This is a genomic window from Affinirhizobium straminoryzae, assembly GCF_007004135.1.
Taxonomy (GTDB): Bacteria; Pseudomonadota; Alphaproteobacteria; order Rhizobiales; family Rhizobiaceae; genus Neorhizobium; species Neorhizobium straminoryzae.
The window spans coordinates 1-19,662 of the sequence record NZ_VJMG01000078.1 but is presented as its reverse complement, the minus strand read 5'-3'; the positions used below and the strand labels follow the sequence as shown (position 1 = coordinate 19,662).

12 protein-coding genes are annotated in these 19,662 nt (G+C 61.5%); 7 read left to right on the top strand and 5 right to left on the bottom strand.

From position 1 onward, the window contains the following. Positions 1-12: 12 nt before the first annotated feature. Positions 13-957 carry an ABC transporter permease gene (locus tag FNA46_RS22640; protein WP_185969967.1) on the top strand — a complete coding sequence of 315 codons (945 nt, stop codon included), beginning with the start codon at positions 13-15 and terminating at the stop codon, positions 955-957. A 1-nt stretch (position 958) separates the two neighbouring features. Then, positions 959-1,960, top strand: a complete 1,002-nt coding sequence (locus FNA46_RS22635; RefSeq protein ID WP_143127487.1) for an ABC transporter permease — start codon at positions 959-961, stop codon at positions 1,958-1,960. Positions 1,961-2,304: 344 nt separating this feature from the next. Here the strand turns inward: FNA46_RS22635 and FNA46_RS22630 are convergent, their stop codons facing one another. Both FNA46_RS22630 and FNA46_RS22625 read right to left on the bottom strand, forming a co-directional pair. Continuing rightward, complete coding sequence (locus tag FNA46_RS22630; protein WP_143127486.1) at positions 2,305-3,531, bottom strand: MFS transporter; 1,227 nt, start codon at positions 3,529-3,531, stop codon at positions 2,305-2,307. Between the two features lie 243 nt (positions 3,532-3,774). Beyond that, positions 3,775-4,566, bottom strand: coding sequence for an SDR family NAD(P)-dependent oxidoreductase (locus FNA46_RS22625; protein WP_143127485.1), 792 nt, complete (start codon positions 4,564-4,566; stop codon positions 3,775-3,777). A 129-nt stretch (positions 4,567-4,695) separates the two neighbouring features. Here FNA46_RS22625 and FNA46_RS22620 point away from each other — a divergent pair, with 129 nt between their 5' ends. From FNA46_RS22620 to FNA46_RS26675, 5 genes are all read left to right on the top strand, one after another. Then, positions 4,696-5,658 carry a GlxA family transcriptional regulator gene (locus FNA46_RS22620; protein ID WP_143127484.1) on the top strand — a complete coding sequence of 321 codons (963 nt, stop codon included), beginning with the start codon at positions 4,696-4,698 and terminating at the stop codon, positions 5,656-5,658. A 106-nt stretch (positions 5,659-5,764) separates the two neighbouring features. Further along, a complete protein-coding gene (locus FNA46_RS22615; RefSeq protein WP_143127483.1) occupies positions 5,765-6,583 on the top strand; it encodes an alpha/beta fold hydrolase in 819 nt (272 codons plus the stop codon). 76 nt (positions 6,584-6,659) lie between these two features. Continuing rightward, a complete protein-coding gene (locus FNA46_RS22610; RefSeq protein ID WP_143127482.1) occupies positions 6,660-7,199 on the top strand; it encodes a carboxymuconolactone decarboxylase family protein in 540 nt (179 codons plus the stop codon). 127 nt (positions 7,200-7,326) lie between these two features. After that, positions 7,327-8,085: an SDR family oxidoreductase gene (locus FNA46_RS22605; protein WP_143127481.1), complete on the top strand. Its 759-nt coding sequence runs from the start codon at positions 7,327-7,329 to the stop codon at positions 8,083-8,085. Between the two features lie 409 nt (positions 8,086-8,494). Continuing rightward, the gene (locus FNA46_RS26675; RefSeq protein ID WP_425468797.1) at positions 8,495-8,734 is read left to right on the top strand and encodes a MerR family transcriptional regulator; all 240 of its coding nucleotides are present in this window, start codon (positions 8,495-8,497) and stop codon (positions 8,732-8,734) included. 421 nt (positions 8,735-9,155) lie between these two features. On the opposite strand, the gene FNA46_RS22590 is transcribed toward FNA46_RS26675, so the two are convergent. The 3 genes from FNA46_RS22590 to FNA46_RS26215 form a co-directional block, all read right to left on the bottom strand. Continuing rightward, entirely contained in the window at positions 9,156-10,913 is a 1,758-nt protein-coding gene (locus tag FNA46_RS22590) for a ShlB/FhaC/HecB family hemolysin secretion/activation protein (RefSeq protein ID WP_143127480.1), read from the bottom strand. 188 nt (positions 10,914-11,101) lie between these two features. Next, positions 11,102-11,833 (bottom strand): invasion associated locus B family protein, encoded by a 732-nt coding sequence (locus FNA46_RS22585; RefSeq protein WP_185969963.1) that lies wholly within the window; start codon positions 11,831-11,833, stop codon positions 11,102-11,104. Between the two features lie 107 nt (positions 11,834-11,940). Continuing rightward, positions 11,941-19,632, bottom strand: coding sequence for a beta strand repeat-containing protein (locus FNA46_RS26215; protein WP_210245914.1), 7,692 nt, complete (start codon positions 19,630-19,632; stop codon positions 11,941-11,943). Positions 19,633-19,662 lie beyond the last annotated feature (30 nt).

Genomic DNA, 19,662 nt, shown 5'->3' with positions numbered 1-19,662 from the left:
CGTAGCCTTGCCATGCTTGCCGTGCGTGCCGGTGCTTTCGCGATCTTTCTCGGCGTCTTCCTCATCTTTGCAGTGACGGCACCTTATTTTCTGACGATCGGCAACATCGGCAACGTGCTCGGCCAATCCGCCATTACGGGTGTTTTGGCGATAGGCCTGACCCTTGTCATCATTGCCGGCGGCTCCAATGTGGTGACCGGGGGCATTGACCTGTCGCTGGCGGCAAACATGGGCCTGAGTGCCGCCGTCTATGCCGCGATCATCCAGGCAGGCTACGGCGATGCTGTTGCCGTGGCCGGGGCGCTGGCAACGGGGCTTGCCATCGGTGCGGTCAATGCCGCAGCCGTCACGCTTGCCGGCATCGTGCCGCTGCTGGTAACCCTGGCCGTGATGAATGTCGTGGCGGGACTTGAACTGGTGCTGACGCAGAATACCGTCATTCCGGCTGCCACGGATTTCCTTGCCGCACTCTCGGCGAGCGGTCCGCTCGGCCTTCCGGTGCTGGCCTATATCCTCGTCGGCTTCACGCTCAGCGTGGCAGTGATCGTGCAGGCCACCCCGCTCGGTCTGAGGCTCTATGCCGTCGGTGCCTTTCCCGAGGCGGCGCGTGCCGCCGGCCTGCCGGTGAAAACCTTCATCGGTGGTTCGTTCCTCGCAAGCGGGCTCAGCGGTGGTATCGCCGGCATCCTGTCTGTTTCCTATCTCTCCGGCAGTACCACCGGCGCTGGCGACATGCTGCTGCCGGTCGTCGTGACCGCCCTGCTCGGCAGCGTCTTTTCGAACCGTCTCATTCCGACCGTCACCGGAACCCTGCTCTCCGCGCTTTTCGTCGGCGTCCTGATCAACGGTTTCCAGTTGCTCAATATTCCGAGCACGCTGGTCAGCGGCGTTCAGGGACTTCTCATCCTGCTGGTCGTCTCCGCCACCACGCTGCTTGGCCGCAAGGAGGCGGCATGACATGGCTGCTTCCGCCCAATCCACCCATGCAGTCGGGCCATCCCGAAAACTCTCCGGTACCATCGGTCGCTACGCTCTTGTCGCGGCGCTCGTCCTCGTCTTCGCCCTGTTTGCAAGCATCGCGCCCGGCTTCCTGTCGGGTGCAAATCTGCTGAGCGTGCTCGTCAACAATGTCGCGCTTCTGGCGATCGCCGCCGTGGCGATGACCTTCGCCGTTTCGGCCGGGGGTATCGATCTCTCGGTTGGTACCGCCATCGATTTCGCCAGCTTCGCATTCGTCTCGCTGGTCCTGGCCGGGCAGCCCGTTCTGCTTGCCATCGTCGGTGGCCTGGCAGGCGGGGCCATGGTCGGCCTGTTCAACGCAATTCTGATCGCGGGCATCGGCATTTCACCTTTTCTGGCAACCCTCGGCACGCTGTTTGTCGGGCGCAGCGTCCAGCAATTGCTGACCAATGGCGGCAATCCGGTCTACCTACCGCCGAACAGTGTGCCGGACGCATTCCGCGTTCTGGGGCATGGAACGATCGCCGATATTCCCTTGCCAATCTTGGTCACACTCGTGATCCTCGCAGCCAGCTGGATCGTGCTGGCGCGCACCGCCTTCGGCCGCTCCGTTATCGCCGCTGGGATGCAGGCGAGCGTCGTGAGATATTCAGGCCTCAGCCTGCCGCGCATAAACGCGGTCACATACATCTTGGTATCCCTGATCGCGGCCGTGGTCGGCCTCATTCTGACCTCGACGGTTACGGTCTACATCCCGTCATCCGGCAATGCCTTCTTGCTGAACGCCATCGGAGCAACCTTCATCGGCACCACCTTTGATCGACACGGTCGACCGAACATCCCCGGCACTGCCCTCGGGGTCCTGCTGCTCGGCATCGTCGCCAATGGCCTGCTTCTGTCCGGACTGAACTTCTACTGGCAGCAGGTCGGCACCGGACTTCTGATCTTTTCGGTGCTTGCCATCGGATTTGGGCAGAGAGAAAACGTCACACGTGCTTAGCAACACGTGTGACGGCGATATCACCTTCACTGAATACGGATTGACGGGCAACGTTCTGCCTTTGGGAATTATGTCAGGCCATTGCGCCGGCTCTGTTGCAAAGAATTCTTGCGATAGAATGGAATTCCAGACGGTCTGCGTTTCCTGACGAGAAAAGCCCCACCATTGCTGCCCAAGGTTGCATGCGGCCGTCGCCGGGCGATTGTTCAGGGCTGGTTATGGTGGGGAGACGGTATCGTTTTCCCTGATTTCAGGGCTTTGCAATTTTCTTTCAACAGAGCCATAGAATCTGCGTCGTCTCTCCCACTCAATTTTTTCATGTTCCTTCAGGGCGTGCGCGCGGCCTATCCCTTCCGGATATGTCTGCGATCGAGAAAGATCGAGATGGCCTCGGAAACGGCGGCAATGGCGCCGATGCCCCAGACCGTTCCGGTTCCGATCACACCGGCCCCCATGGCCGAGCCGATGGAAAAGCCTAGATACATGGTGGAGGTATTGAGCGCCAGGGAAACAGACGCCTGCGAAACGGGGCCTGCCGCGATCAGTCGGGCCATTTGCGCCGGAAAGAAGGACCAGACGCTGAAGCCCCAGACGGCAATCGCCACCAGCACCGGCACCAGCGCCAAGTCCGCAGAGAGCCGCGGGGCGACGGCCATCGTTGCAAAAGAAGCGCCGAGAAAAATGAGCGACCACAGCACCACCCGGTTCGAGCCGAAACGGTCATTCAGCCGGCCGCCAATGGTCACGCCTATCGCAGCCGCAATGCCCCACATGGAAACGGTCGCGCCGATGTCCGCCGGGCCAAAGCCCAGAACCCGCGTCAGATAGGGTGCAATATAGGGATAGGCCGTGTAGGCGCCGATGGACCAGAACAGGGTAACGCCGAGCAGGCGCAGGACAGGCCTCTGGCGGATAACGCCGACGCGCTGGGCCAGCTTGGCAACTGCGATCTGGGATCCCGCATCACGCTGAACGCCGGACAGAATGCCAGGGATCGCGACAAGTCCCATGGCGGCAACCGCCAGAAAGGTGGAGCGCCAACCAAAGGTGTGGCCGACCAGCGCGCCCAATGGCAGGCCAAGCGCAATGGCAATCGTCATGCCGCCGCTGACGATGGCGAGCGCCCTGCCCCGCTTTTCCGCCGGCACGATGGCGCCGGCCAGCGAATTGGCACCCGGCACGTAGAGCCCTGATGCCACGGCCATCAGGATGCGCGCGACCATCAAGGTGGCGAACGAGGAAGAGAAGGCTGCAACCAGGTTACCGGCCGCAAACAGCGTCATGGCCGCCAAAAGCGTGCTGCGACGCTTGAGGCTGGCAGTCATGACCGTGGTGATGGGTGAGCTGAGCGACATCACCAGCGTGAAGACCACCACCAGGGTTGCTGTGGCAGACAGGCTCATGCCGAGATCCTGCGCAATGGTCGGCAACAGCGGGGCAATCATGAAGCCTTCGGTTCCGATGGCAAACGTACCGAGCGCCAGGAAATAGGAAGGCAGGATGGAGGCGCTTGCCGGCGCGGCGTTGGGCGACGGCACAGGTGCGGCGGGAGGCGAATGTTCAGAGGACATGGGGCGAACTTTCCTGTCTGCGCAACAACCGTGAAAGGCAGTTGTAGCAGCGTGAAATGGAGAGAAAGGCGCGACAGACACGCCGTCGGGCGACGCTAGGCAACGTGGGATGATGCAGGTTCACATTCCCTTGTCTTTCAGACGCGCGGTGCCCCACATCGAATCCATTTGGGCGCAACCAACCCGATATTGAGACGGTCTCGCGGGGCGTCACATCCCGCGAAACCATGCAGCATGGCGGGTTCAGCGCTGATAACGGGCAGCTGGTGTGCGGCTGGAGAGATGCGGCAGCATCACCGCGCGTGCGGCTTCCCAGGCATCCCATTCGGCAGCATCGGCCAGCGAAGGAATGCTGGCGAATTCGCCGCGATCCAGCCCCAGAAGGGCGGCGTCGACGAGGTCAGCGGCGGACATGACCCATTCCGTCGGCAGATTGCTGGCCGGCAGGCCAGCCACATCCCAGAACTCTGTGCCCGTGGCGCCGGGCAGCACGACCTGAACATTGACGCCCGTGCCCACCAGTTCCTTGCGCAGCGAATGGCTGAATGCGAGCAGGAAGGACTTGGTGCCGCCATAGACACCGTTAAGGATTTCCGGGCCGATGGCAACGATCGAGGCAATGTTGATGATCGTGCCCTTGCCACGGGCGATGAAGCGAGGGACTGCCGCATAGGTCAGTCGCAGGGGCGCTGTGACATTGATCGCCACCATGGCCTGCATGTCTCCCACGTCGGCTGCCGTCAGCGGGGCGGCGCTGCCGAAGCCGGCATTGTTGACCAGATGCGTGATTGTCTGGTCCTCTGCAAGTGCGGCTTCGACGGCGCTGAGACCTTGCTCGGACCCGAGATCGGCGGCGATCGTCTTCACCTGAACGCCGTGCTTTTCCTTCAACGAAGCTGCAACATCAGCCAATCGGCCAAGATTGCGCGCCACGAGAATAAGGTCATGGCCGCGGGCTGCGAAGCGGTCCGCATAGATGGCGCCGATGCCGGACGATGCGCCGGTGATCAGAACGGTGCCCTTGGTGTCAGTCATTGTTCTATCCTCTTCTGGCAGGACGTTCGGCCCTGCTGTTTCGATGACTGAACCTTAGCGCTGGACGAGCACGGCTCAAATGCCATATATCCGTCAAAAAAAGACACGTCCTCTTTTCGGAGATCCGACATGCGTCACATCGGCTTCATCATGGAAAACGGTTTCCAGGTCATGGGCATGGCCGCGCTCACCGCTTTCGAATTTGCCAATGAGACGCTTGGGATCGAAGCCTATCGCCTGACCGTGATGTCGGAAAAAGGCGGCGCGATCCGCTCCTCGCTGGGCATCAAAATCGAAACACAGCCGCTCGGTGACTTTCCGGATACGCTGATGGTGGTGGGGGAACTGATGCCACAGCCGGTATCGTCCGCCCTGCGAAACTATATCAAATCGGCGGGCGCTGAATCACGTCGTGTCGCCGGGGTCTGCACCGGGGCCTTTCTTCTGGCCGAGGCAGGGCTTCTGGATGGCCGCCAGGCGACAACCCATTGGGCACATGCCCGCACGCTGCAGGAGCGGTTTCCGAAGATCGATGTCGATGAGGATCGCATCTTCATTCAGGACGGGTCGATCTGGACATCTGCCGGCATGAGTTCCGCCATAGACCTGACGCTCGCGCTGATCGAGGATGATCATGGCGCGGAGCTTTCGCGTCAGATCGCGCGCAAGCTTGTGGTCTATCACCGGCGGCCCGGGGGACAGTCACAGTTTTCGGCCCTGCTGGAACTGGAGCCTCGCTCGGATCGCGTTCGGCGTACGCTGGTTTATGCCAAGGAGCATTTGCGCAATCCGCTGACGGTAGAGGAACTGGCAGAAGTGGCAAGCCTCAGCCCGCGCCAGTTCAGCCGCCTCTTTCACGAGGAAACCGGGCAATCGCCCGCCAAGGCGGTGGAGCGGCTCCGCCTGGAGGCGGCCAAGGTCATGCTGGAGGAAGGACGTCATCCCCTCGATATTGTCGCCCGTGACACCGGCTTTGCGGACCGCGACCGCATGCGGCGCGCCTTCCTGCGCTTCTTTGGCCAGCCCCCGCAGAGCCTGCGTCGCAGCCTGAAGCTCATTGAAGGCGAAGACGACAAGATCGCCACAGGCTGACAACGCTTGTCCTTATTTGACGTTTTTATGTCATTTGAGACGCAGAAAAATCGGCCTATGTTCCTTTCATCGAAACAAGCCCGGCGGGCAAATGAAGGAAAGGCCCATGTCTTCTGCAACCAATCTGGAGTGGATTGATACCACCCATGGCCGCCTTGCGGTTCGCAAGGATGGCCCCGAGAGCGGTATCACTCTCCTTCTGCTTCAGCGTTTTCGCGGCACCTTGGATGATTGGGATCCGGCCTTCATTCAGGCCATCTCCAGGGATCGACGGGTAATCCGCTTCGACAGCGCCGGTATCGGCAGATCGGAGGGAAAGGTTCCTGAAACAATCGCCGGCATGGCGGCTGTCGTCGTCGAGGTTCTGGCAGCACTTGGTCTTTCGAAGGTCGATGTTCTCGGCTGGTCGCTCGGCGGGATTGTCGCGCAGCAGTTCGCTCTGGATTATCCGCATCTGGTGCGCCGCCTGATTGTCGCCGGATCCAGCCCCGGAGGCATCACGGATGGCCCGCAGCAGCATCCGCGGGTACCGCAGGTGATGACCAAGGGCGAGAACGGCGACGATGACTTCCTCTTCCTGTTCTATCCTGAAACGGAAAGCGCCGTTGCCCAAGGGCGGGCATCGCTGGCCCGCATCCACGCGCAGCCGGATTACGGACCGAAGACGTCCGCGCTCGCTTTCATGGGTCAGGCCAAGGCGATTTCAAGCTGGCCGGGCGTGCTGCATCGCGTGAACGAACTGCGGCTGCCGATCCTGGTCGCCAATGGCGCCCATGACGTGATGATCCCGGCCTACCGCTCCTATGTGCTCTCGCAGCAGGCGCCGGACGCCAAGCTGGTGCTGTACCCCAATGCGGGTCACGCCTTTCTCTTCCAGGAGATCGAGGATTTCTCCCAGGAGATCGATCGCTTTCTCGAGGGTTGATCCGGGCAAAAGGCCGGATCCGCCAATCCCTCTGTCCACCCTTTCAACGAATATCACCCAAGAATGGAGATTGACCATGTCTGCCATCACCACCCTGACGGATGACGAAGTCACACCGCATGTCGCCGAAATCTTCGCGGGAGCGAAAGCCGTAATGGGCAAGGTGCCAAACCTGTTCCGCGTTCTCGCCCATGCGCCGGCAGCACTTGAGGTTTACACCGGAAGCAAGCGCTTCCTGAGCGGCGGCGTGCTGACGCCACAGGCTCAGGAGCAGATCGCGATTGCGATTGCGGCGGCCAACGGCTGTGACTATTGCCTCGCAGCCCATACGGGCGGCGCCCGCGCTGCCGGCGTCTCGGCCGAAGATCGCGCCTCCGCCCAGACGGGACGCACCTCCGATCCCAGGATCCAGGCCATTCTCGACCTCGCGCTTGCGATCAACGCGACACATGGACAGGCCTCCGCCCCGGCGCTGGAAGCCGCGCGTGCCTATGGACTGTCAGACGCCGAGATCCTGGAAACGGTGGCACATGTCGCCGTCAACATCCTGACCAATAGCGTGAACAACATCGTCGGAACGACACTCGACTTCCCCAAGGTCGAACGCGTCGCCTGACGCCGTCAACCGGCCGGGAGGGCTGCTCTCCCGCCGGCATCCTCCCAGCGAAATCCTTCAAACATCGCTGAAATCACCACGAAACGCGGCGCGGCCCGTATGCCCGCCCGACCAAGGAGTCATGACCATGAACATCACCGGAAACACCATTTTCATTACCGGCGGCACATCCGGCATCGGCCGGGCGCTGGCGGAAGCCCTGCATGCCCGCGGCAACAAGGTGATCGTCGCAGGCCGTCGCAAGGCCCTGCTGGACGAAGTCTCTGCCGCCAATCCCGGCATTGATGGTGTCGAACTGGATATTGCCGATGCCGCCGATATCGAGCGCGTGGCTGCACGCCTGGTCAAGGACTATCCGACGCTGAACGTGCTGATCAACAATGCCGGCATCATGCCGTTCGACGACGCTGGAGCGAAGATCGACGACGAGGTCTCCCGCCGGATCATCGAGACCAACCTGCTGGGGCCGATCCGTCTGACATCGGCGCTGATCGACCATCTGAAGAGCCAGCCGGCCGCAACGATCATCCACAACACGTCCGTGCTCGCCTATGTGCCGCTCGCATCGACGGCTGTCTATTCGGCCAGCAAGGCGGCGCTGCATTCCTATGCGCTCTCGCAGCGCTTCCAGTTGCGCGACACCTCGGTCCGCGTCCAGGAAATCGCGCCGCCATGGGTCGACACGGATCTCATCAAGAAGAGCGGCGATCCCCGTGCCATGCCGCTCGATATCTTCATCGAGAAGACGATGGCCAAGCTTGCCACCGACGCACCGGAAGTCATTGTCGACGAGATCCAGGCCCTTCGCGACAATCCGGGTAGCGGCGAACATGCGTTTGTTCACGGCTTCAATCAGTCGCTGGTCGAGAACCCCATTCCGGTCTGAGCAATAACGACACCACCGCGCTTTTCAAAGGCGCGGTGGCACTTCCTTGTGCCAGGAACTAATAGCTTACTTTTCATTGCCTTTGATGGGAATCGAACCAGCGTTCCGAAGAATCGCCCTCATCACCACCATCGCAATCAATCCGCACTTTCAGTTATTGCAGTTAAAGGCCTTGTTCGCCATATTGCGACGAAGGAAATCGTCATGGCCCGCAAGATTGTTCATATCGCCAGACTGTCAGATCGCGACCGACAGATAGCCACCCCTACCAAAGCTGGTAGCCGGCGACAGTCTGGAACTCCAGGTTCGTGATGCAGATGGCAAGGAGCAGACGTTCCCGATCCCACCCTCGGCCGCCGCGGCTGTTGAAGCCCTTCTGGCGCACATGCTGAGCGGAGAGGGGGTTGCCGTGCTGGCCGAGGACGAGGAACTGAGCCCGAGCGAAGCCTCACCCATTCTCGGCATCTCGCGCCTGCTCGTGGTCTTGCGCATGGACCGGGGCGACCTGCCATTCCGCTACGTCGGCAAACACCGCCGCGCCCTCCTCAAGGAGGTGCTCGCGTTGAAGTCGAAGCTCGACAAACGGCAGACGGCGATGGAAGCGCTAGCCGAGGACACAGAGGACCTGATCGAGACTTATGGCCGCTAATCCGCCAGTCGCGCTCTAATACCAAGTGTCAGAAGTGCGAGGCATAATCTGCGTAAGACAATCCCATCGGTTGAGGCGTTCGTCGACGCGCTTCATCAAGGCGGACTGACGAACTTTTCAGGAGTGCTTCGCCGAAACATAACCGGATTGAAGTAAGCAGGCGCAATCCCTGAAAAAACTGTCGAGAGCGCCTACGACTTCACGAGAGCCGAGCGCGACATAATCTCATCGTGTCGATCGATAGCGGAAAGCGCACAGATCGATATAGCCCGCAAGGCCGGCGCCGCGAGTAGCCGTTTTCCTTCATGGCCAACGTCACGGCAGTCCTTCTTGATCCGGGGTTCAGACGCTTTTTCGAACATCTCCCTCAACATCGATACATCGAGCATCGTGCCACCACCTGTGGACGGCAGGCAGTCCGTCAGAAACTGGTGGTGAGCGTGAAGAGGAAGCGCGGGCTGTCGACCTTGATATTGCTGTTCATCTTCGGATCGATTGCCCAGGCCACCGAAAGGTCGCCGCTCAGATGTCCACCAATGTCGAAATCCAGTCCAAAGCCCGCATCCGAATAGAAGCTGCTGGATTCGCCGCGCAGATAATCGTCGAACACGGCACCCACGTCGATGAAGGCACGGATGCCGGAGGAGAAGGGAATGCCCAACGCCTGCTGCATGCCGCTGTTGTAATAGTCGGAACTGTAGCGGATCTGGTTGGCAAGATAGAGGCCGTTGTCACCCGATAGCGACGAAAGCTCATAGGCGGGAAGCGTGCTGACGCCGCCAAGATACCAGAGTTCGCCGGAGGGCAGGCGCTTTTCCGGGGTATACTGGCCGCCGGCCCGCATCATCAGGCTGAGGCCGTCGCCCATCGACTGGAACAGCGTGGCGCTGCCGACCATGCGGGTGATCGTATCGCGATCATGGCCGCTGAGCCCCTTCGTATCGACCCAGGACTGGATGAGGCGGAGTTCGGTTTCGATATAGGTGCCGGTGGTGGGGAAGGTCGCCTGCCCCTTCACACCGCCGAACACGCGAAACGACAGCGTGTCGGTATCGACGGTGCTGACTTCGCTGTGGGTGTTGCTCCACTGGCCGCCGCTGACGGTCGAGAAGTTCCAGGTCGGCGTGGTGTAGAAAGGCTGCGTGTAGGTGAGGCTGACGAGATCGCCGCGACCCAGCACGCCGAGCGAGGCGAAGCTGCCTTCCAGAACCTTGGAATCCGAATGGGAATAGAGCAGGCGCAGCCCGCCATTGCCCACCGGCATCGGCAGGTCGGCGTCGAAGAAATAGGAACCGACGTCGAAATCCTGCAGCATGTTGCTCATGTCGCTGACGGACGTGGTCAGGCCGGCGGAAATCGTCTCGTCATAGCCGAACGGCGAGTAGAGGCTGGCGGTGGCGCCGAGCGTATAGCGACCGCTGTCGCGGGTGCCCTGGTTGTTGAGATAGACGGTGCCGCTGAACGGTTTTGGCTCGCCCGTCACCTGCAATTGCAAATCCGTGGTGCCGGTCTCCTTGCCGGGCTTCAGCCCGGCCGTGACCTGGAACTTGCGGTTCTGGTTCACCGCGGCCAGCCGCCGCTCGATCAGCTGGATGGTGGGAATGCTGCCCGGCAGCACCTCGACATGGTCGATCACCACGTCGGAGCGAACCTTCTTGTTGCCCGACACCTCGACGGCGCCGATCGTGCCTTCCACCAGCTGGATACGGACATGGCCGCCGGCGATCTGCTGCGGCACCAAGACAGCCTGGGCGGTAATGTAGCCCCGCTCGCGATAGGTGGCGTTGATCTTCGCCGTCAGGCGGAACAGGTCCGCGACGGAGATCTTGCGGTTCAGATAGGGCGCGACGATTGCGTCGAGATCGGTCTTGGTGAAGACGCGGCTGTCGTTGAACGCGACATCCTTCAGCACGAAGCTGGCGCGCTCGGCGCCTTTCGGCACGGCCACCTCCTCCTGGCCTGGCGCGCTCGGGGCGACCGGCTGCTGGTCGGTGGCGCGCTCCAGGGCGCGCTGGCGCTCACGCTGCTCGAAATCGCTGACGGCACGCGGATTGTTGATGTCGGCATCGGTGGTGGCAGGCACCGTCGGAAGCGCCGGCGCCGCGCCGGCCGGAACCGCCACCAGACCGCAGGACAGGCCGAAAAGCATGGCGCCCGCCCGCATCAGACGCGCGGGCACGGCCCTGCCCTGTCCGGCATCCGTGGCTATCCCGATCTGTTGTCCCCTGTTGCGCTCGCGATATCCGCCGCGTTGTATGTCCCGAACCGACCGCACCTGAACCCCCGAAATTCCGCAGGGGAGACCCACCGCGGGCCTCCCCAGTCTGTCTTGCCGGCGACAGGCGGCATACGCCGCCCGCGACGGCCTCAGCCCTTCGGCTGCTGCGCTGCCATGCGCGTATTTTCCTTGACCATCTCGTCATAGGCCATGGAGAAGCCGATGACCGAGAAACCGATCCCGACCTTTTGGCCGGTGCGCGACACGATCACGACGCGACCGCCGTCCTTGGCGCCCTGCATGGCCTTGATGAAGCCGTCGTCGGTGGTGCCTTCAACGAAGCAGCCCTGTACCGAGCAGCGGTTGACGCCGGCGGTGGTCTGATAGCTGCCGACCTCGACCGAGACGCCCGGCGTCAGCAGGAAGTCCAGCGGCAGCACGTACTGGATGACATTGCTCTTGGCTTTCGGATCGAAGGCAATGCTCATCACCAGAATGTTGCGATCGGTGTCCTTCTGAGCGATCCGCTGCTTGATCTGGCAGTTCACATTGTTGATCGCCGGGTCATAGCATTCCAGCAGCCAGTCGCCATGCTGCTGAACGGTCACCTTTGGTCCGCTCTGAACCTCTCCCGGCGCAGCCGCGGCGCCATCCTTGCCCTTTTGCGCCGAAGCAGCGGTGCCATCCTTCGCTTTCTGGGAGGCATCGGCAGGCTGTGCAGCGGCAGTTGCCGCAGGCGTTGCCGGTGCTGCGGCTTCCGGAGCCTTCGGCTTGTCGCCGGTGCCGGCGGCCTCTGCCACCAGAGGCATAGCAAAGCCAAGCGCCAGGCAGGCGGCAAAGGTGGAGATCAGAGAGTTCAAACGAATTGCATTCTTGGACACGACATCCTCACTTCTGGAAATAGTCTTCGGTTCGCTTGTGGCACGAAGGTCATTGCTGCGGGAGGGCAAGTGCTGTGGTTCCACAGATTGCTGCCTCCCGCTGTTGTTTAGTTCCCGGGTGCCAGGATGATGGCTCCGTTCTCGTCGCGCTCAACCGCATCGGCGATCACGCTCTCGGCAAGATTGACGATGCCGGTCCGGCTCTCCTGCAGGGCGCGAAGCGCACGCAGGTAGAGGCCCGCGTCCGGCACCACCGGCAGCAGCGCCGCGACATCGATGCGGGCATTGCGCATCTCGGTATCGAGCACGTTGCGATGAGCATTGCCGCCATCATCAAGGTAGTTGCCGGCCGTCGCCATGATCCGATAGCGCGACGGATAGGTGGAGCGGACATCACGCAGCACCACGTTGAAGCCTGCATCCACACGAACCTGGCCACGCCCGCCATCGATCCATGCCCCTTGCGTCTGGATGACGTTGTCTTCAACCGCACGGATCCTGATGTCACCTTCCCCAACTGCCGTGATATCCGAGGTTGCCGCGATGAACACGTTGTGCTGGGCAAGCACACCGATCGATCCCTCGGCGGTATCAAGATCGTTCTGCAGATAGGCGTTGCCCTGACGGCTGCGGATGCCGAGATCACCGTTTCCGGCGGTACGGACCCGCTGAACGAGGGCATCAATGCCCGCGAGGATATCGACATCGCCCGTTCCGCCGTCGATCAGCGCACCGATCGCCTGGGTGAACTGCCCCGTGGTTGCGTCCAGGCGGATGCTGCCTGCACCGGCGGCCGTTACATTGGCAGCGTCTGCCAGCGTCAGGTTCGTATCGGCGGTCACGCCGATGTCGCCTTCAGCGGTGCTGACCTCTTTGTTCAGGTCAACGCGGCCCGTCCGGGCGGCAATGTCGATATTGCCGTTGCCGGCTGTCAGGATCCGGTTCAGCACGGCATCCGTACCGGCCGAAAGTGTGACCGATCCCGTGCCGCCGTTGATGATGGCAAGGGCACCCTGGGTGAGCGTGCCATTCGTTGCCGACAGCGCGATATCGCCGGCTCCGCTAGCAGTCACATGGGCAGCATCTGCCAGCGTCAGATTCGTATCGGCGGTGACGCCGATATCGCCCTCCGCGGTGCTGACCTCCTTGTTCAGGTCAACGCGGCCCGTCCGGGCGGTAATGTCGATATTGCCGTTGCCGGCTGTCAGAATCCGGTTCAGGACGGCATCCGTACCCGCTGCCAGCGAGACTGATCCCGTACCGCCATTGACAATGGCAAGCACACCCTGGGTAAGCGCCCCATTCGTTGCCGACAGGGAGATGTTGCCTGCACCGGCGGCCGTCACATGGCCTGCATCTGCCAGCGTCAGGTCCGTATCAGCAGTGACGCTGATATTGCCTTCGGCGGTGCTGACTTCCTTGTTCAGGCTGATCTGGCCGGTCAAGGCAGCGATGGCAATGTTGCCGTTCCCGGCGGTACGGATGCGATTGAGAACGGCATCCGTACCGGCGGTGATCGCGATCGAACCGACGCCAGCGTCGATGACGGCATTCTGAGCCTGCGTCAGCGTCGCATCGGCAGAGAGCGCGATGTCACCGTCGACCGCAGTGGCGGATTGCGTCAGCAGATTGCCGGCCGTGGAGACGCTCATCGACGATCCAGCCCCGACCGTACCGCCTTCCAGCGTCATGCTGCGGCTGTTTTCGATTGCGACGTCGCCGCCATCGGTGTTGGTAAAGGTCAGGCGGGCCAGATTGGTCGATACTGCCGTGTCGCCACCAATGCCGCCATGGGCCGAAAGCGTGACGCCTGCCGTATCGTCGGAGACATCGATATCCTTCAGGCCGTCGCCATTGCCGTTGATCGAGCCGCCGGCATTGACGACGATGACGTCGTTGCCACCCTTCTGGCTGACAAGGTTGCCCAGCACCACATTGCCTGCGGCGCCGATGTCGATGGCATTGCCAGCAGCATCGATGGTGGAGCCTTTGCCCATCACCAGATCGGCATCGGTGCGGATCTTCGCCGTGCCATCGCGGGAAACGATCTTGCTGTTCTGGCCGAAGATCACGTCGTCGGGCGCGTACCAGTCGATGACGCTCGCCGAGAAGGTCTTGCCCGCCTCGACCAGGATCTGGCTTGCCGATACGATCTTGGAGAGACCGCCAACAACCGCCTCCTTCACCTGCACCGGAAGATCCGGAGCGTACATGTAGGAATCGCCGGGCGTCTGCACCTCGATCGAACCCTTTGCGCGGGTCGTCACGTCGAGGTCAGCCCCTTGCGTGCCGATGCCATCGCGAGCGTAAAGCTTGACGTTGTCGCCGTTGATTTCGACCCCATTATCATTGAAGGCATCGACGATGCGGCCGTCATTGGCCTGAAGGTCCAGCGTCGGGCCGGCCGCATCCTGCAGGCGCAGGTCGCCGGTCTTTTCCGAAAGATAGGCCGAGCCATCGGTCCGCAATTGTACATAGCCGTCATCGGTTGCGTCGGTCACAAAGCGCTTGTCGGACGTACCGAGATTCTCGCCGGCACTCGACAGCACCAGGTTGCGACCCGTGACGTTGGCCGTGCCGTCGTCGTTGGCGTTCAGCAGGCTGCCGGAGGTGTTGAGCTGCAACGTGTTGCCGACGGAGATTGTCTTCACCTTCAGATCAGTCTGGCTCTGCAGGAAGGCGTCCTGACCGGCATTCACGTTGACAGTGCCGTCAGTGTTGATCGACACGCCGTCATGGTTGGTAACGGTGATCGAGCCATCAGCATTGTAATGCACGTCCCCAACCGCGGCCGTACGCATGCGCTGCATGTCCGCCACGGAAACCGTCTTGTCGCCGCTGCCGTTGACACTGAAACCGTTGCTCGCTTCACCAATGGTTCCGGAAACATCGATATCGAGGCTGCCGGCCTGGATGTTGCTGCTCTGGTTCGACCCACTGGCATTACCGCCGACCACTTCCGCATTGACCGCAGAAAGAACGGCCTCACGGTTGATGGTGAGGCCAGCCGTATTGGCGGTGCGCTCGGCGTCGGTCAGCGTGTAGACGAAGTTGGGGTCATACGTTCCTTCGGCCGCAGCCCCGAGCTTGTCGTGGGCGTCGTGATAGAAGGCTGTCTGCTTTGCCTCATAGGACGCGATATCGGCATCCGAAAGACCGTTGGACTTCAAGGCCGTGCGATCTTCCGCCGAGACATGATAGACGAAGTCCGGATCATAGGGCGCAACAGCGCTCACTGCTTCTGTGGTGGCCACCCGCATCAGGCTTGCGCCATTGGTAGCACTGGTCGTGCGGCCTGCACCCCGCATCTTCCAGTAGGCCTGATACATATCGGTCATCTGCTTGGCCTTGGCATCGTTGACCAGTTCGGTCTGTGCCTGGGTATAGCTGGCCGAGCCGATGCCGCGACTGTCGAGATAGTCGGCAAAGGCAGCATCGCGCGTGGCAAGGTCAGTGGTCGTTGTCTGGCCGTTCAGAAGATCGCCATTGACCAGCAGCGTGAGATCGCCGGCCACGTCGATCGTATCGACCCGCAGATCACCCGAGACTTCCCGGATAGTGACGGCATCAGCATCTTTCGTCTTGACGGACAGGGTGCCGCCGCCGGCCGCGTCGGTATCCACGTCAAGGCCATTATCGGCAACATTGGTGAGGATCTTGCCCGTCTTGCTTTCGAGTTCGATACGGCCGCCCTTGACCACCGAGCCCATGTTCGAGGCACGGAAATCGAGATTGCCACGGGATACCAGCGTCAGGTCGCCACCATTGGCGGTCTTTGCCGCATCGACAGTGATCTGGCCGAGGCGCAGGTTACCAGCAACCTCTTCGAGATAGAGGTTCGGAGCCTTCGCATTCACGAGGGCATTGTCACCCGTCTGTTCGATCTGGAACGTGTCGGTTGCTGAGCTGCCAATGCTGATCTTGGCATTGAGCGTGATGTTGTTGGCAAGCAGAACACCCTTCTGGCCATCATTGTTGGCCGTGTAGATGCCACCCTGCTCACTGGTCAGCAACGTTTCGCCCGAGATGTTGCGAACTTTGCCTCCGACCAGCACATCACCCTGGCTCTGTACTGCGATGCGACCGGTGTTCTCGCCGAAGAAGCCGATATTGATCGTCTTGTCCGCCTTCACCGAGTAGGTCTGATCGCTGTGGTAATAGATGCGATAGTCCATCTTCGGACGAACTTCCCAGTCGGCGCAGATGCCGAGAATCCGCGTCTCACAGACCGTCTCGCTCTTGAAGTTCTGCACCTCGCGCCCCGTCTCAGTTACTTCGCGCGTGTAGTGGAAATCAGAGGTGTCGGAACTGTCGATCGTCAGTGAACCGACCGGCGCTGTCCCGAAGTTCGGGGTGGACCAGCTAATGTGATCATCGCCATAGCGCTCCCATCCATCGCCGCTCGTCCGGGTGGTCAGTGTCTTTCGGATCGCAGCGTAATCGGCAGAGGTCCAGGGGGCTCCGTTCTGGTTGCTGATGATGCCGTTCACATCGCTTTCGCCGTCGCTCTTGTCCTCGTGGTGCGAGTAGAACTGCTGCAGATCGTAGTAGTCGGCCTTCACGGTCCACTTGTACCGTTGGTTGGCCAGCGGATCATAGGTGGCCGCGGCAGCGCCGGTATCTGCCACGGTCATGGCAACGCCATTGGTCAGTTCGTTCGAAGTGTTCTCGTACTTGACGATGTCGCTGCCGATGCGTGCCCAGCGGGTCTGCAGATAGCTGCTGTTGGCGGTCTGGTAGTTATGATCGTTGAAGACGATCGTACCTTCCACGCCGTTACCGGTATCGATGTCACGCAGTTCCAGCGCGCTCGTCGACTGGTTGGTGATGTCGAAGCGGGCGAAGCCGTCCAGCGCCTCCACCTTGCCGCGGCCGGTGCTGGCAATGCGCCCCTCGATGATGATGCTGCCGCCTTCCGCCTGCAGGTTCTTCGCAACGATGCGGTTGGTCGCATAGTCGTAGAACAGCGGGATGGTGGACAGGTCATCGATCGAAATGCCGGCCAGTTGGTCGCGCGTTGCCGTCAGCGGATCAAAGCCCAAGCCACCTGTCAGCTGGTAATACCGGTCGGATTCGCTCTTGGTCTGGGCATAGCGGGTCTTCTGGGCACTCGCCAGGGCCGCGTCCACCTGCGCCTGCGTCACGGTCGTATCCCGGCCGCTCACACCGGAACGGATTGTCCCGTTGATGTTGACCCCGTCGGCCTTGACATAGATGTTGCCGAGCGCCTCGATCGAACCGGCAGCACCCTGCGGCGTACCTGCCGATGACAGCGCCACATTGGCATTATCAGCCGTCTGGGTGTTGTTGTAGGAATTGGCGAGGTCGCTGAATTCGCTGATCGGGTCATTGCCGAGGTTGATGTCCTTGTCGGTGTCGATCCGGAAATCGCGCCCGGCCAGAATGGTCAGATCTGCCGCCTGGACACGCGACTGCAGTGCAACCGAGCCATAGACATTGGCGAGCGTCACAGAACCGCCAAGGTTGCTGATCTGGCCCTTGACGGTGAGATCAGGTCCGCTTGCATTGGTGTTGACCACAGACAGCACTGCATCCGCAGTCGGAAGGGTGTAGCGGACCGCGCCGAGAAGCGCAGAACCATTCTGCTTCACCTGCGTGCCGTTCACATACACCTTGCCGCCCACCAGATAGGGGATGGACAGGCCGGTGATGGCCAGCGCATCGGACGAGGTATTGACCACCCGCAGATCCGCATCGCGCGGCGTGACGATGCTGCCGCCGCCGATGAGACCGCCGCGGTTCACACCGGTGCGCAGGACGACATCGCCGAGCGGTGCCTCGTAATTGACGTTCCACGTATTGCCGGACCTGCTGACGGCCTTGCGCCAGTTATAGCCCTTGCCGGTCACGGAATTCATGTCCGTGCCATCGATGGAAACCCACCGCACCCGGTCAACGCCGGTTTCCAGCGTGCCGCCAAGATTGACGACACCCGCCTTGTTCGTCTTGCCAACACCCTTGATGTCCATGAAGGCTGTCAGGAAGCTGGTGGCCGAGTAGTTGCGGACATCGATATAGGCGGTGGCACCGCCACGCTTGTCATCAGACGCTGCGGCATGAATGTCCTCGCCGGACTGGACCTTGCCACCGCTGGCGATGGCCAGGATATTGTTCTGGTCGCTCGTCGCGCGCGAGATATTGTCACGCGGAATGCCGATGGCAGCCCCGATGATGGAAATGACCGAGGAGGCCACATCATTGCTGTTGATGCGGTAGCCGACCAGGCGGTCCCCTGCCAGGGCAGAGGTATCGTTGGCGTCCACATAGTCCTCGCCGGCCCCGAGGAACACGTCCCCGTAGCTTTTCACGAGGGCATTTTCGCCAATCGTCACGACGTTGTCGGAGGTCGATGCGGTAACGGAATCCACCCGCAATGTCGCCCCGGCACCATAGGCCGAACCGTCGCCAGACGTGGACATCTTGGTATCGGTGACGGCAGAGGCTTCCAGACGCTCGCCGGCAAACAGCGATGCCGCATTGCCGACGTTCACATAAGACTGCGCGCGATCTCCCGAGATGCCAGAATGGGTGAAGTTTGTCTTGCCGGTGGCAGCGGCCGCAGCGCCCGCTGCATCCACGGTGATCACGTCATCGCCGCTCACATTGGCCATCGACTTGATCGTCAGATCGCCTGCCGAGTAGATCTGTGTGTTGCGGCCGATGGAAACGCCGGTGTCCGTCTTCACCGTCACGTCGGAATCCACGTCGGCAATCGCGATTGCGCCATAGGCCTTCAGATTGACATTGCTGCCGCCGAACAGGTCCTTGGCAATCGCATTCCGCGCCAGGATCTGGATTTTTTCCCCGTTGCTCTGGTCGTCATAGGTCTTGGAGACGATCTTTCTGTTGTCGCCGATATCGACCGTGGCAATGCCGCGGACATCATAGTCATTGCTGCCGGAGCCGCCACCGATAAGGCCGACGCCGAAGGAGTTCATCTTGCCGTCGAAGTGGCGCTCGTGATCGGCCTTGATGACGATGGTTCCGGTCGCCCGGATGTCGTCGCCGGTCGGCGTCGCGCCGAGATCGCGCAGTTCGATCGTCGTTGCACCGACATCAGTGACCTTGGCCATCGAAATGCCGGCCGTGTAGACACCACCGGCAACGGCGAAGCTCTGCGAGGTCGCACGGGTGTCGCTATTGGCGAGAATGGAGATGTCCTGCGCGCTGATCGAGGAGCCAAGCGCGATTCGGCTGCTGTTCCGGTTTGTCGACTGTGCCACATGGGCGCCGAGCGACAGGGCGCCGACGGTGATGCCGATAATCTTGGACTGCAGCGCCACCTGGTTTTCGGTGGTGATGTCCACATCTCCGTTGCGGGCCGCAATCTGACCGTAACCGAAGTCGATCAGGGCATCATTGCCGGTTTTGGCGGCAATATTGCTGCCTTGGGCAGCGCCCAGACCGCCCGCTGCGGCAAGGGCGAAGCTTTCGGCACGGCGATAGGTGGTGCGCGCAAGCCCCAGGAATTCCAGCGCCGTGCGAACAGCACCGCGGTCGCCGGCAATAGTCGCAAGCGTTGCCGCGCCGGACAGGCGACCCACGGACTGCAGCTCACCGATCAGCGCGGAGATTTCCACCGCACTGCCCTTCAGCACATGATTGTTGCCAGCCTTGACCGTCGCGTCACCATAGCTTTCGGCATAGGAATGGACATAGCCGGCTGCGACCGCGCCCAGCGCGATACCGACGACGTTGGAGACCGACCAGCCGAGGTTTTCGGCCTGGAGATTCAACACCCCGGCGGCATCGAGCGTCACATTGTCGCCGAGTTGCACCGTCGCGTCACTGTCTTCCTCGATCTCGGA

Excerpts from the sequence above, each read along its gene's own strand:
- FNA46_RS22605 (WP_143127481.1), top strand. The coding sequence starts at position 7,327 with ATGAACATCACCGGAAACACCATTTTCATTACCGGCGGCACATCCGGC.
- FNA46_RS22625 (WP_143127485.1), bottom strand. The coding sequence starts at position 4,566 with ATGACTGACACCAAGGGCACCGTTCTGATCACCGGCGCATCGTCCGGC.
- FNA46_RS22635 (WP_143127487.1), top strand. The coding sequence starts at position 959 with ATGGCTGCTTCCGCCCAATCCACCCATGCAGTCGGGCCATCCCGAAAA.
- FNA46_RS22615 (WP_143127483.1), top strand. The coding sequence starts at position 5,765 with ATGTCTTCTGCAACCAATCTGGAGTGGATTGATACCACCCATGGCCGC.
- FNA46_RS22630 (WP_143127486.1), bottom strand. The coding sequence starts at position 3,531 with ATGTCCTCTGAACATTCGCCTCCCGCCGCACCTGTGCCGTCGCCCAAC.
- FNA46_RS22620 (WP_143127484.1), top strand. The coding sequence starts at position 4,696 with ATGCGTCACATCGGCTTCATCATGGAAAACGGTTTCCAGGTCATGGGC.
- FNA46_RS22640 (WP_185969967.1), top strand. The coding sequence starts at position 13 with ATGCTTGCCGTGCGTGCCGGTGCTTTCGCGATCTTTCTCGGCGTCTTC.
- FNA46_RS22610 (WP_143127482.1), top strand. The coding sequence starts at position 6,660 with ATGTCTGCCATCACCACCCTGACGGATGACGAAGTCACACCGCATGTC.